Here is a 13,188-nt window from a genome sequence, read left to right on the forward strand (position 1 = left end):
CACGGTTGCCACGACTCTCCGGCTCGGGAATCTGGACACCGTCGACGATTGGCCTGGCATCGGGCGGACACCAGCGTCGACGTACGCAGAAGGCACCCCTGCTCTGGCAACGCCCGCCGTCGTAGACATTAGGCATATCGTAGGTCGGTCCAAATACGAAATCCAATTGCGGGAGTAATTTGCTTTCCTTCGGCGCGGGGATGCGGTGCCGCGCGGTCAGGCCCAACAGCCTGTTCCGGCTTTCCCGCATCTTCGGGATGGGCAAGGTCTTACCCAAGTGATTGTTATTGGCCTGCTGGCGAATACGTGCATTGAATCCACCAGCCGCTTCGCGATGGAACTGGGCTATCGCGAGGAAACGGGGTGTCAGGTCGTGAGGCCGGCATCGCGCCCAACGCATTTTCAATCAGCAGCAAGAACTTCGTGCTCGTGGCTTCGCGACTGCCGTGGGCCGGCTAATGGGTGCGGGAATGGGCGATGACTTGCCGCCCGCGCCGAGCGGACAAATGGCTGTTGCAAATTGGAAGCTGTCGTTGCCCTGCCGGAGCTCCGAACGGCAGCATTGGGTCGCGTTCTGCCCGCTGGCCGTTCGGCAAGAGTCGGCCAACAGCGGTCGGTCGATGCTGCTTTATAGATCGTTGACAACAGTACGCAGTTGTCAATTGTCATGTGGGAATGGGAGCATGTGCTATTGCGATCATGCTAACGAGCGCGGACTTTTCGTCACTTCGCTTGAAAGAATGCGGTCATGGAAACGCGGGCATTCTCCGACGCAAGGTCGCGGTCAAACAGAGGCACGCTAGCGTTCTTATACGGTTCCCACGTAACGATTAAATGCGGTCATGAGATGCTGGATCGCCTGTTCGAGGTCATCTGCCGGCGTTTCAAAAGACTGAATCAGTTGCATTGCTTCTCTCGACGTCAGGGCTTCCAGCAGTTTGGCGGTCATCTCATCGTAGCGATGGGCCCTTTCCCGGTCATATGCGTCCGGTTCCCCGCTCCGAAGGACTTCGATCACCGCTGCGGCGCCGCAAACCACCCGCGTCGCGACGGTCAAGTTCTGCAGTTGTTCGAGCCGCGCAGATCGCCGCTGGCCCTCCAGAAGCATACGTTCTCTCGCAACTTCAAGCCGTGAGCTGGCCAGACCGGCTTCGCGTTGGAGGCGATCGAGGGTGGCGGTCGATCCTCCAGCCATCCTAAGGGAGGCGGACGCGAATGCCATGTTGGCCGAAATCGCGGCTGAGATCGCGGCATTCAGCGCGTTACTCTCCTTCGGCGGCCAGAGAAGAAAGCTCGCCGCCACGCCTACGCAGGCACCGACGAATTCATTGATAAGACGCGCGACAATCAGTCCGTCCGCCGGATGGATGAAATCCGACATCAGCATGAACATCGGCGTCAGGAAGACAACGAACAGACCGTAGTTCACCAACCTCAATGCGACGGTCACCGCGGCAAGCGGCAAGATTGCCAATGTCACCGCAACCGGACCGGACAGACTCGTCAGAAGAACCGCGGCGATCGTTCCGCCGATGAGGCTGCCGCATGCACGCTCCAGCACGCGCAACCATGTATTTGCGGAAACCGGTTGGGTCACGACGATTGCAGCGATCGCGCCCCAGTATGCAAACGTGACACTCAGCGATGTGCCGATCATGAAAGCGAGCACCGATGCGACAGCCACCCTCAGCGCATGGACCCAGACCAGCCTTTCAATCTTGACCGCGCCCGCGGCGGCAGGTGCGGGTGTCTCGGAGTCCATTGCGAGCGCGTACCGACGGTCCGCGAGGCGAGCGATGGCCCTTGCCGCAAAGGCAACGGCGCTTGCCGTTTGGTCCGTCCGGTCAGCCGTCTGCCGCAACAACGCGTGTGCCTGAGCCATCAGCTGATCGGGAATGGGTAGTTCTCGCTGGGCCTGCGCGACCACGCTTTGCAGCAACTGTCGCAGGCCATGGAGCAATCGCCGCGATCCATCGTCGATGGCAATCGTCGCATTGCGTCGGACATGACCGATTGCGATCAGCGTGGAAAACACCCTGCCCGCGGCATCGATGCCCGGGCCGAGATCGACGCCGGTGCGAACATCATGCGCCGCCAATGTCCTGCCGCGCTCGATCGCCATGCGCACCCCGCGGCGATAGACGGTATCGAACTCGATCCAGCCCTGCACATCCATTCCAGGCCGCGAATCCAGCGACTCCAAAAAACAGGCCATGTCTCCGAGCCTGCCGAAGATCGTCGTGAGCGTGAAGCCCGCGGACTGTGGGAACGGGATGGGCCAGAGGAAGATGCAAAACAGCATGGTCCAGACTGACCCGAGCAGAAAATAGCCGCCGTGAGCGAGTGCAGCGGCAAGCGGCTCGGGCGACGCAACGCCGATCACGACCGCGAGCGAGGCAATCAACCCCGCCTGCGCCGGCATGGGCCCGAGCGAGGGCTTGTAGGACCGCGTCAGTCCACAAAGGAAGACCAGGACAAACAGGGTGACAATGCTGACGGCATAGCCCCAATGCGCGGCATAGGACGCCAGCGGCATGACGACAACGCCCATGGCCGTGAAGATGGCCATCGCCTTCAGGCGCTGTGACCTGGACCCTTGCGGATCGCAAAGACAGTTCCAGAACGCCGCCACGGCTCCGAAAGCGATATCCGAACGACCGAGAATCGCCGCGGCACAGAGCATTGGCGCCATCGCAAGCGCAGCGTGCGCCCCTTCCGCAATTCCAATGCGCTCGGGCGTTATTGCGAAGACATGACCTTCCGCCCGCAGGGTGCGACGGCTTACCAAGGAGACGAGCTTACCTATTATCGCCATAGCATCTTCGCTGCTCACGAACGTTGATTGCTGGAGGACAAGGCCCAGGAAATGGCGCTTCCCGGATTCACGCTGCCAGCGCGCTGAGATAGCCGTCGACGCCGGGCTGCGAACGTCTGCTTTTCGCGTATGCGACTCGCGGCAAATGGGGCGCGAGACGCCTGACGCATTGGTTTTCGTTTTTAATTTTGGTGTCTTCAGGCGCTTGGTGCCTGTTTGAACGCCTGTGTGTCAGCTCGCCGAGCAACCGTAGATTCCGTTCGACGTTGGAGCGACGCCTTGCGTTTTTCTTCAGTGCTCGCGATGAAGTCGGACAGTTCGCGCTCCATGGCTGAATCTTTGGCGCCCGGCTTCCACGACGCGGCTCCGTGCCGTCGGCGTGTGGTCCGGGCAATGGCTAACGCGGCCATTGCAGCCTTCGCACATTCGTATTCAACCAGACCGCAAAGTTCGATCGGCTCGCCGAATTCCCGGAATGCTTCGACATACTCCCGGGCGGCGTGCACGGTGGCCGGGTACTCGCGTAGTTCGGAAACGACCTTGCGGCTCAGGACATTCCATCGGAGTTTGTCTGGGTAGCCAAAGGCAGCAACGGACACGGTCTGGACCGCTTCACGGCCCATCGAGTCGGCCAGCTCTGTCGCCGCCCACGCGGCCCTATGCATCATTGTCCTGCAGGTTCGGGCGTAGCTCTCCAACGATAACGCCAGTTCCAGCGCGGTATCGCGTCGCTGAGACCTGCGTTCCCTGACATTTCTCGCGGAGATCCATGCGAGCGTTACGACGGAGCCGACCGCGCTTGACGCCAGCGCCAAAGCTATTGGGCTGTTCCAGCTAACAAGCTGACGATATTCGAGCCATTCCTGTAGCATGCGACGCGCTTCGGAGAACGAGGTCCGGAAAGTATAAGTAATCGTTTGCGGACTATTCACGGCAAAAAAATGCAGTTTGTGTTTTTGCCACAATCGCTTGGATCGGGCGAGGCGCGCCTTGACAAACCCGGCCGAAATGCTCCCTAACCGAAGTTTCGGTCTCGTACGTTCGGACGCAAAGCACACCACACTCTGGTCCTTGTCCTTGGGTGTGGTGCCGTGCCGGACCCTACATTTAAACTCCGGGTTGCGCACCACGCGTTGCGGCAAAAATGCCGGGGGCTTACGGCTTGCTCCAGACCTGTTTCCAACACATGAGAAAGGTACCGCGAGCGTCCCTTGAGACCGCTCCTTCGACCGGACACGCGGTGCCCACTAGCGCGGGGCCGAAGTGGGTAACCTCTCTATCCGCGTCAGCGAGTACATCGGCGGGTACCCGGCCCCAAATCGACAGGCTGGCAAGTACGCCTGTACAGCCAACCAGAATAACGAGAGTACGTTTCAATCGGGTCGGGCGGCTGGCGATAAAATCAAGTGGCATTGGGAAGCCTCGTCTGGGGGGACCTATGAGTGCTCTTATCGGCACCGGCCACCGAAACCATAGTGCTCCGCGCAACTATTTTTTCGAACCAGATGGAGAGGAGAGGGGCGAACGATGGGTTGAAGGTGGGCGCGCATGAAATCCCTGCCCTGGCCCTGCGTTCGAGTGGTATATCGGCGCGGTGCGGAAAAGGGTTGAGCTGTTCGCGTTTCCCGTACAGGCAAACGCGCCGGACCACAGCCCGAGCAGCGCTTTCAGCCGGTCCGCGAGGTGGATGAGCAAGCACGTGCCAACTGGCGGTTTGGGGTGGCAAGCGTGGACCGCGAGCGGGTGATTTCTCGCGAGGTGAAGGTGCGGTAAGGGCCGACTGCCGAAGTTCGCGGCCGAAGGGCGTCTGACCGGACTCGGTCGGATGCCCGCCTTCGGCCAACTGCGGCCATTCGCCGACGCTCTCGGATGGACATTCGAAGGTCGGCTACGCTCAGGTAGCGGCCGTTGAGATGCAGATCCGATACGCCACACCCTCGGCCAATGTCGACGTTGGAGGTTCGATCGTGCTCGGGCAACCGCGAGAGTTGCCGCCCAGGAAGCAAAGCGTGTATCGGCGCTATGACATTGCGCTTTCAGTTCCCTGAACACGTCTGAATCTTGGCAGGAAAGTACGACGCAACTTCCTAATATTGTCGTGTGATTCGCGAGGCATTCCGCTAGTGAACTACTGTGGCATGTCCGCGTTTCGGCGGCATCCATGCGGCGCCCGTCCCTTCTGCGCCCACCGGTACCCCAAATAAAGACCTCGTTCAGGCGCGGCGGCGTCCACGGATCTCGTAAGCGGCGAACAGGAGATGAAAAATGACCCGCAAATTCTGGAAAGGGGCGGTGCTTGTAAGCGCCGCCGCATTGCTGACCGTAAGTGGTACGGCGCGTGCAGAAGATGAGTGTTCGAACGCAACGCTCAAAGGCCATCAACGGTCGTTGGCCCCTGCGGTCATACGGTCGCTCGAACGTCGGGTTTGCGTTCGGCAACAGACAAACCAAACCTACCACTACCGCACCACATCTCGATATAGGTAGCCTGTCCTGCGTTCCGTGGTACTCGTCACAGCTGACAGGTAGCTGTCAGCGAAGGCGGACACCGCTCGGACTGAGTGGCCGGGCAAGCGGCGACGACGAGCAAGTTAGTGCTATGCAGCTCGCCTCATGCCGTCCCGTTGGAACTTCCATTGGTGCACAAGGGCGACTCGGCCACGAATATCAGAACCGATTCGCCGCCACGGTGGAGGTACGCCGCTAGGCCGGTTTCCGACGATTCGAGCTGTGGTTTTTCGTCCGGGCATGTGCGTTGCGCCTGGCACGTTGGAATGTTTTTTGGCAGTTGCTTTCTTTGTTCGAACGCGTCAAGGGCTGACCGGTAAAATCGAATCTTTCGCGTGAGGTCCATTGGGATTGTCCACTCCTGGAATGACGGTAGGAGCAAGACGGTGCGGTGCCGCCGCGATGACGGCGTTGGCTTTTTCGGGCGCATATGCCGGCGGGATCGACCGCAAGGTCGCCCTGGATCAGAGCGGCATATGGAACCGCAACGTTCAGCTCGGACTTGAATATGCCGTGATCGCCACGACGGTGGGCGGATCTCTGTGGCTGGGGAACGACAACGAACTGGGCCATACCTTCTGGCAAACGGCCGACGCTACGGCGATTTCGGCGGTCGCTGCACAAGGCATGAAGTACGCATTCGGTCGCCAGCGGCCCAATGCGGGCCAGGGACCTAACCAATGGTTCAGCGGCGGACAGAGTTTTCCAAGTGGCGAGGTCACCCTTCAGGCGAGTTTTGTGACGCCGTTCATCGTCAACTATGGTCGGCGTGACCCGTGGGTATGGGGACTGGAATTGTTGCCGCTCTACGATTCGATTGCACGCGTGAAAAGCCAGGCACATTGGCAGACTGACGTTCTCGCTGGCTGGGCACTCGGCACGGCGGTCGGATACCTGAGCACGACATGGCAGACACCCTTGTTCGTCCAGATTCTCCCGCACGGTTTTACAGTTGGCTTTGCGAAGCGGTTTTAGCCCGGGCTGTGAATCGGACGAGTGGTGTGCAAGTGAAGGTGCGGCCGCAAGTGGCTGTTATGGTCCTTGAAGCTGACTCGTGTTCAGCCGTCCGTTGTGGGTCGACGGCTGCCGATCGCGATCAGCGGCGGAACACACGTCCTGATCTATGTCGGTGACCGCACTTGCCTAGCAGGGAGCGTAACGTCCTCTGTGGGCTCAAATAGCATGGTAGCGTTTGGTTGTTGCTGCGGAGGAACCACTGAGGTGCCGGGAACGTCGTCGTTCTATTGGCCCACACCCTGATGTGCTGCCGCTATGGCAGCATCACGCTGTTTTTTGGCTGCTGCCTTTTTCTCATCGAAAACTTTTTGTGCAGCGGCTACGTGCTTGTTATAGACACGATTGGCTGCGGCCACCTGTTGGTGCATCCTCACGATCTCGTCGGGATGCTCTGCAGCCGCCGGCGCACTGGTTGCGGAATTGTCTTGAGCCCAGACGTGTAGTGGTCAAGTTATTTCGGACAGGCTGATAGGTTCTTTTACTGTCGGTTTTGCCTCGTAGGCAACGGGCGACAGATAGCCCAAAGTCGAATGCAAGCGTACTGCGTTGTAAAAACCGACGATGTACTGGTTGATGTCGCGCCGTGCTTCATCGTGGTTGGCGTACTGACGCTGCCACACGCGCTCCATTTTCAGGTTCAGGAAGAACCGCTCCATTACCGAATTGTCCCAGCAATTTCCTTTGCGGCTCATACTGCAAACCACGTGATGCTGCTTGAGCAAGGCCTGGTATTCATCGCTCGCGTACTGGCTGCCCCGGTCCGAATGCAGGAGCAGGCCTGACGCTGGCCGACGCTGCTGCAGCGCCATGGTCAGTGCCGAAATGACCAGTGCGGCCGGCATGGTCGGCGCCATGGACCAGCCGACCACCTTGCGTGAGTACAGGTCCAGTACGACCGCCAGATACAGCCAGCCTTGCGCCGTGCGGATATACGTGATGTCCGAAACCCACGCGCGGTTGGGCTCGGCGACCTCAAATTTCCGGTCGAGCACGTTCTCCGCGACAGGTAGCGTATGCCTGCTGTCGGTCGTCGAGACGAACTTGCGCTTCCAGCTCGTGCGCAGGCCCGCTTCGCGCATCAGCGTCCGCACCCGGTAGCGACCAATATGCAGCCCATGCTCCCGCAGCGCATGCATCACACGGCGGCTGCCATAGCTCGCGCCACTGGCGACGAATGCTGCCTTGACGTGGGTCCGCTCCTGCAGACTCTTTGCACTCGGCTTAGCGCGCTGGTGCGCATAGTAGCCAGAGCGACTCACCTCCAACACCCGGCAGGCGTGACTGACCGATACGGCCTCCTGTTGCAAGTGAGTTACCACGCGGTAACTCACTTCAGTTCCCGGGCAAAGAAGGCCGACGCTTTTTTTAGCAGCGCATTGTCCTCGCGCAATTGCCGGTTCTCCGCTTCAAGTTGCCGGATGCGCTGCTGTTCCGCCGTCAACGGCTTGCCCTCGCCGGGGCCGCCCGCACGCTCTGCGTCGTACTGGGCCACCCAGCGCCGCACGGCTGTCTCAACAAGGTCCATCGACCGGCAGACTTCGCTGACCGATAACCCCTGGTCCCGTACCATCCGTACCACTTCCAGCTTGAAGCTGGTGTCAAATTGTCGGCGCCTTCTTGTCATCCTGCTCTTTTTCCTCGTCGATTCCGGATTGTCCCCCTATCGACCTGTCCGAGGAAATTAGACCACTACAACGGACGGGTTCGAAAGCACTGCAATGAAAATGGCCGAAGTGGTAACCACAAGAAATTTCATGATGAACTCCCGGGGATATTGCGGATATGTCGCCGTCCCAACGTCGACGGATTTTTCAGCCTACTCGGCCAGGCGGGTTAGACCAATGGGACCAAAGTCCGATAGCGTCCCCGGAACTCCGTATTCCCACCGCGCTGGAGCCTGGCCCCATTGAAACCATATGCGCAGCGAGCGGCCGACAACGCTCACGTCAAAGGCGAGTGCGCAGCCCCTCTCGCGGCATGGTCCTTGCCCGACTGTGCAAACGCTTGGTTTCGGAAAATTGAGGCGGGACTTGTCAGCCGGCGGACTGGCAGCGGGCCAACCTGCCATTAGCAAGAGTTCACAGACGTGGAATATCGGTGGCGGCGAAAGATAACGCAAAGGAGAAAAATCGGTGCCGACAAGAACGATAAGCAAGGGCAAACACACCTACCGTATTGAACCGATCCGACTGGCTGAAGGCGGGTACACATTCGAGATCGTCCATATCGACCATACTGGAGACGCGATCAAGGAAGTGCGGCACGTACCGGGAATCGCTTACGCGACAGAAGAGGCCGCCATGGACAATGGACTTCATGTGGCGGCAGAAATGGCTGAACAGCAGGACGACTGAACTCCGGAAGTTGTCGAGCTTGGCGGCGGGACACCCACCCGCCGCCCCACGGATGGAATTCAGGGATGCTTCCACCCGCCCTTGAAGTGACCGGGCCGTGCCGCTCGTTGAATACGATGTTCGGCTCGCCCGTATGCGTGGCCGCTCCAAATCCGGTAACGGACGACCAGCGAGCGAGCTGCTATGGCCGAATGGGTCGCGTCCTGCTATGGCCGAATGGGTCGCGTCCTGCCGCTCGTGGCACGCACGGGTCGATCGCACGACGATGGGCAAGGTACGACCATCTCCAGTCGTTCGCCTGACACAATGCGCTTTCCTCAGAAACCCAAGAGGAATCAGTTGCGCACACGGAATCGCGTTGTTCATCCTGTTCGGCACGCAACCGACCACGACCGATGCCACCGGAAGTACGACGTAGTCGTGCGGGAAATGCCCCGAGATATACTTCCCGCATGGAACTCGACCCCCGCGACCTCGATAAAATCAGTGCCGTTACGTTGCAGCACTACGACGCGCACGCGGAAGATTTCCGCAACGGCACGTACGACCACGACGTCACGCAGAACATCGCGGCGCTGCTGCACCATATCGAAGTCGAGCCGCCTCTTACGATCCTGGATTTCGGCTGCGGGCCGGGGCGAGATCTCAAGGCCTTCACTACACTCGGCCATTGCGCGGTCGGCCTCGATGGCGCCGAGCGCTTCGTTGCAATGGCGCGTGACGCGACTGGCTGCGACGTGTGGCAGCAGGATTTCCTGCATCTCGCTTTGCCGGCCACGCACTTCGACGGCATTTTCGCCAACGCCGCGCTGTTCCATGTCCCGAGTCAGGCGTTGCCGCGCGTATTGCGGCAATTGCACGCGACGCTGAAGCCCGGCGGCGTGCTGTTCAGCTCCAACCCGCGCGGCACGAATCAGGAAGGCTGGAGCCACGGCCGCTACGGCGTCTTCCATGATCTCGAAGCATGGCGCCGATATATGGCGGACGCAGGCTTCGTCGAAATTGAGCACTATTACCGGCCCGCCGGCTTGCCGCGTGAGCAGCAGCTGTGGCTAGCCAGCGTGTGGCGCAAGCCGGTTGCCTGAAACGCCAGGGGGCTGTTCCACAGTATGCCCGCGTTGGGCTTGGCAGATGCTTGCGCTCAAGCCGCTTTGATGCAGCGCAAAGCAGCCGATTTGCAACAGTGTCCATCGCGCAGAGAAACGGCCAGTCGTGGATCTCAGACGATCGGCAGAAGCGGGGACGCCTGTCGTCGGCCGCGACAGGCAGAGTGCGGCCAGGAAGGGACATTCGACATCGTGGTCTAGTTCGTTGACAATTCCCGTGGAATTGAACGATCCAGAGTCTAGGCGTACAACCAAGAATTGAACAAGCGGGTAACGCAAGAATGACATCCCAAGCAGAAATCTATTTAAAAGATTTTCACCGTCGTCGGGCGGGAGCAACGCGCCGGGCCTATGGCAATCATCCTGCGCGATCGACGCAGGCACAATACCCATCTTCCTATCATGCGCTGGCTGAACGTGTGCCGAATGATGAGATGTCGCGCACTGTGCTCGATCTGGCATGCGGTGATGGGCCACTGCTACAAATTCTGAACGACAGGGGCCACGCAGGAACGAAGTTGATCGGCATCGACATGAGCGATGGCGAGTTGGGTGCGGCTCGGGCGGTATTGCCGCAGGATGTACGGTTGATAAATGAGCGCGCACAAGAGGTGTCGCTCGATACCGGTTCCGTGGACTACGTACTGTCGCACATGGCTCTGATGTTGATGGACGACATAGAGCAGGTAATCCGTGAAATTCGCCGAGTACTGCGTAAAGGCGGTAGTTTTTCCGCTGTCGTCGGGCGGGCCTTTCTGACCGGGGAAGTCGGTGAAGTCTTTTTAGACATATTCAGACCGATTGCGAAGGCGAACCTGACACACTTACCACTCGGTGATGCGCGGACACGCAGTGAAGCCGGCTGGAGTGAACTACTCCAGCATGGTTTCGCTAATGTCGTGTTTGAAGACATCGAAATTGACTGGATGCCTACGCCGGAGCAGTTATGGTTGGACATGCTCGACACTTACGATGCCGACAGGATGTCCGAATCGGCGCGCGCGCAGTTCAAGAGCGAACTATTAGCGGCGTTTGCGCCCATGCAACGCGAAGACGGCACGTTAAATGCGGGATGGGGACTGCGTCTTATTCAGGCCAGTGCTGCCTAGCGGCCAATTTGAGACGTTCGACATCGATGCCTGGATCGTCGACAGTCTGTGCATTCAAGGCTGCAGCAGAACAATTGCAATGGATTACGGGGCGAATATGGGCTTACGGAGATTGCTACTGAAAGGCATCATCATCAGTGTTGTCGGCGCAATTGGAGCCTTTTTTTGTCCTTCACGAAAATAGCAGCGCGCATGCTGAGGTTCTTATCTATCGTCCGCCTGCTGATGTCTGGAAGATCGTATCGAATAGCGCCGCGTATTCCGATTGGAATCCCTTCATTACTCGGGTTGACGGCGACTTCAAGGAAGGATCAACAATCCGCATTGTGCTAGGCACTGGATCGGATTCGATGGTGTTCAAGCCGACTGTCCTGCTCGTTCGTCCGGAACGAGACCTTTGCTGGCGAGGCAGTGTATGGGTTCGCGGCGTCTTCGACGGTACACATTGCATTCACCTCTCGGCCGTAGCCGGCGGCACCCGCCTTGAGCAGACAGAGTCTTTCTCTGGATTGCTTGTTGGACGGTTGACGAAAGACGTAATCGAGGAAACCCGGCGAAACTTTCAGGCGATGAATGCCGCAGTCAAACAGCGCGTCGAATCGAAATCTCCTTGAGTGCCCGAGCCCGCGTCTCGTGCGACGCCAATGGAATCAACGCTGGCAGTCGCTGGGCGGCCACTTTCGGACATTCAACAACCAGACGAGGATTGGCAACAATCGTTAGATTCGCAACAGGAAAAAACGTCTCGCAGGATGCAATTGGAATGCTTTACGCCAAAGAATTGTTTGATCTTCGGCTTCAGTTCGCCGAAAGGGTCTCAGAGTTAGGGGCCATCCCTTTGGAGGCGGCTCTTCTTGACTTCACGAATTTCTACGTACGGTTCGTTGGCGATAGAAAATGCGATGGCAATAATCCGATCTGGACAGCATATTTGGCGGGGTTGGGGCGCGAGACCGACCGTCGGTGCGTCCGGTCAGACGCATGAAATTTGGTGTAGTTGTCGAAATCAGAGATGTGGACGAAAAGAGTGATGTCTCCAGCGCATTAACGACACGGTCTATTGCGCGTCACGGTGGACAAATAGTCATGTGGGGCGGTGCTGCCTATCCAGACATGATCGAAAACTTTGAGCGCGCGCTTATCATTCAATTTCCAAGGGCTGACGCCGCACGCCACTGGTACAAAACTGGCGATAACGCGAGCGCCGGATCGACGCAAAGAGAAAACCTCAACATCCGAGTGACGCTAATAAGTTAAATTCGCCAACGCGACGCACGGGACGGCCACTTTTCAACGGAACCCTTTCTAAGTCGTCACATCTTCGCGCCTCCTAATTGTCCCCCTTAATGCCTGAACCGATAAGCTCCCGTAACCATTGATGCGAAAGGTCGCGATGTGACCGTTCGTGCCACAGCATTACCATTTCGTACCCAGGAACCTCGACCGGTGGCGCGATCGATTGCAATCTGGATTCGCCTTTAAGCAGTCGCGATGGGAGCATCGCGACCAAGTCGGTACGCGACAAAACGTCTTGTACGAAGGTGAAATGAGGTACTGAAAGTACAACTCGCCTCTTCAAACCAATCTGCGCCAAAGTCATATCAGTGACGCCGACAAATCCCCCTCCATCCGGTGACACGATTACATGATCCAGTTTGCAAAACTGCGACACGGTAATTCTTCGTTTGAGTCGCGGATGATCAGGCCGTCCGACCAAGACATACTTTTCCTGAAACAAAGTCTTTCGGCGCAACCCGTCAGGTGCTTCGTCCGCCGTATGGAATGCTAGATCAACTTCACCTTTTTCGCATTGTCTCGCGATGAGACGGGGGGCGATCTGCGTAACGCTAACGCGAGAATTCGGCGCATATTCACGCAGCCTTGGAAGCGTGGGTAGCAGTACTGTCGTTTCACTGTAATCCGTCGCTGCAATATTCCAAGTTAGGGCTGCGGTGTATGGGTCAAACGGCTGTAACGGCGACATGACTTCGTTCAGGGCAGCTAGGGCCACGGAAAGCGACTCCCGCAGCGAGTCGGCTCTTGCCGTTGGTCGCATACCGCGAGGCCCGGGTAAAAGCAGAGGATCCTTAAAGACTCTTCTGAGCTTCGATAGGTGGACGCTGACAGACGGCTGCGACAGATTGAGGCGCTCGGCCGCCCGACTTACGTGGTGCTCCTCCAGCAATACATTGAGCGTGCGCAGAAGGTTCAGGTCGAGACTACGCAAATTATCCATGGCAATACCAGGTATCTATGAAATTCATTTCAAATATACCTGA

The 13,188-nt window shown here is 58.5% G+C and carries 11 protein-coding genes; 6 read left to right on the forward strand and 5 right to left on the reverse strand.

Translation table 11 applies throughout. The annotated features are described in order from the left end of the window. Positions 1 to 808: 808 nt before the first annotated feature. Complete coding sequence (locus B0G69_RS20790; protein WP_147440746.1) at positions 809 to 2,833, reverse strand: FUSC family protein; 2,025 nt, start codon at positions 2,831 to 2,833, stop codon at positions 809 to 811. A 179-nt stretch (positions 2,834 to 3,012) separates the two neighbouring features. Further along, positions 3,013 to 3,780, reverse strand: a complete 768-nt coding sequence (locus B0G69_RS20795) for a hypothetical protein (protein WP_241991418.1) — start codon at positions 3,778 to 3,780, stop codon at positions 3,013 to 3,015. Between the two features lie 1,945 nt (positions 3,781 to 5,725). On the opposite strand from B0G69_RS20795, the gene B0G69_RS20805 reads away from it, so the two are divergent. Further along, a complete protein-coding gene (locus B0G69_RS20805; protein WP_018422420.1) occupies positions 5,726 to 6,298 on the forward strand; it encodes a phosphatase PAP2 family protein in 573 nt (190 codons plus the stop codon). A 266-nt stretch (positions 6,299 to 6,564) separates the two neighbouring features. Here B0G69_RS20805 and B0G69_RS41065 read toward each other — a convergent pair whose 3' ends face one another. Together B0G69_RS41065 and B0G69_RS20810 are read right to left on the reverse strand one after the other, a co-directional pair. After that, positions 6,565 to 6,708: a hypothetical protein gene (locus B0G69_RS41065; protein WP_158608962.1), complete on the reverse strand. Its 144-nt coding sequence runs from the start codon at positions 6,706 to 6,708 to the stop codon at positions 6,565 to 6,567. Between the two features lie 78 nt (positions 6,709 to 6,786). Further along, positions 6,787 to 7,964 (reverse strand): IS3 family transposase gene (locus tag B0G69_RS20810; RefSeq protein WP_199731125.1). Its coding sequence is split into 2 segments (ribosomal slippage): positions 6,787 to 7,697 and positions 7,697 to 7,964, totalling 1,179 coding nucleotides; the frame shifts between segments, so codons are not numbered across the junction. Between the two features lie 508 nt (positions 7,965 to 8,472). Here B0G69_RS20810 and B0G69_RS20815 point away from each other — a divergent pair. The 5 genes from B0G69_RS20815 to B0G69_RS20840 all read left to right on the forward strand — a co-directional run bounded on the left by B0G69_RS20815 (position 8,473) and on the right by B0G69_RS20840 (position 12,166). Next, entirely contained in the window at positions 8,473 to 8,694 is a 222-nt protein-coding gene (locus B0G69_RS20815; RefSeq protein WP_121320593.1) for a hypothetical protein, read from the forward strand. A 452-nt stretch (positions 8,695 to 9,146) separates the two neighbouring features. Next, positions 9,147 to 9,779, forward strand: coding sequence for a class I SAM-dependent methyltransferase (locus B0G69_RS20820; protein ID WP_121320595.1), 633 nt, complete (start codon positions 9,147 to 9,149; stop codon positions 9,777 to 9,779). 302 nt (positions 9,780 to 10,081) lie between these two features. Further along, positions 10,082 to 10,909 carry a class I SAM-dependent methyltransferase gene (locus B0G69_RS20825; protein ID WP_121320597.1) on the forward strand — a complete coding sequence of 276 codons (828 nt, stop codon included), beginning with the start codon at positions 10,082 to 10,084 and terminating at the stop codon, positions 10,907 to 10,909. A 137-nt stretch (positions 10,910 to 11,046) separates the two neighbouring features. Then, positions 11,047 to 11,523 (forward strand): SRPBCC domain-containing protein, encoded by a 477-nt coding sequence (locus B0G69_RS20830; protein ID WP_121320599.1) that lies wholly within the window; start codon positions 11,047 to 11,049, stop codon positions 11,521 to 11,523. Between the two features lie 367 nt (positions 11,524 to 11,890). Continuing rightward, the gene (locus tag B0G69_RS20840; RefSeq protein ID WP_121320603.1) at positions 11,891 to 12,166 is read left to right on the forward strand and encodes a DUF1330 domain-containing protein; all 276 of its coding nucleotides are present in this window, start codon (positions 11,891 to 11,893) and stop codon (positions 12,164 to 12,166) included. 73 nt (positions 12,167 to 12,239) lie between these two features. Here the strand turns inward: B0G69_RS20840 and B0G69_RS20845 are convergent, their stop codons facing one another. Continuing rightward, entirely contained in the window at positions 12,240 to 13,145 is a 906-nt protein-coding gene (locus B0G69_RS20845; RefSeq protein WP_121320605.1) for a LysR family transcriptional regulator, read from the reverse strand. Positions 13,146 to 13,188: the final 43 nt, after the last annotated feature.

The sequence above is a fragment of the Paraburkholderia sp. RAU2J genome (genome assembly GCF_003634845.1).
Taxonomy (GTDB): Bacteria; Pseudomonadota; Gammaproteobacteria; order Burkholderiales; family Burkholderiaceae; genus Paraburkholderia; species Paraburkholderia fynbosensis.

Coding starts and splice junctions, on each gene's coding strand:
- B0G69_RS20845 (WP_121320605.1), bottom strand. CDS start 13,145: ATGGATAATTTGCGTAGTCTCGACCTGAACCTTCTGCGCACGCTCAAT.
- B0G69_RS20840 (WP_121320603.1), top strand. CDS start 11,891: ATGAAATTTGGTGTAGTTGTCGAAATCAGAGATGTGGACGAAAAGAGT.
- B0G69_RS41065 (WP_158608962.1), bottom strand. CDS start 6,708: ATGCACCAACAGGTGGCCGCAGCCAATCGTGTCTATAACAAGCACGTA.
- B0G69_RS20820 (WP_121320595.1), top strand. CDS start 9,147: ATGGAACTCGACCCCCGCGACCTCGATAAAATCAGTGCCGTTACGTTG.
- B0G69_RS20825 (WP_121320597.1), top strand. CDS start 10,082: ATGACATCCCAAGCAGAAATCTATTTAAAAGATTTTCACCGTCGTCGG.
- B0G69_RS20805 (WP_018422420.1), top strand. CDS start 5,726: ATGACGGCGTTGGCTTTTTCGGGCGCATATGCCGGCGGGATCGACCGC.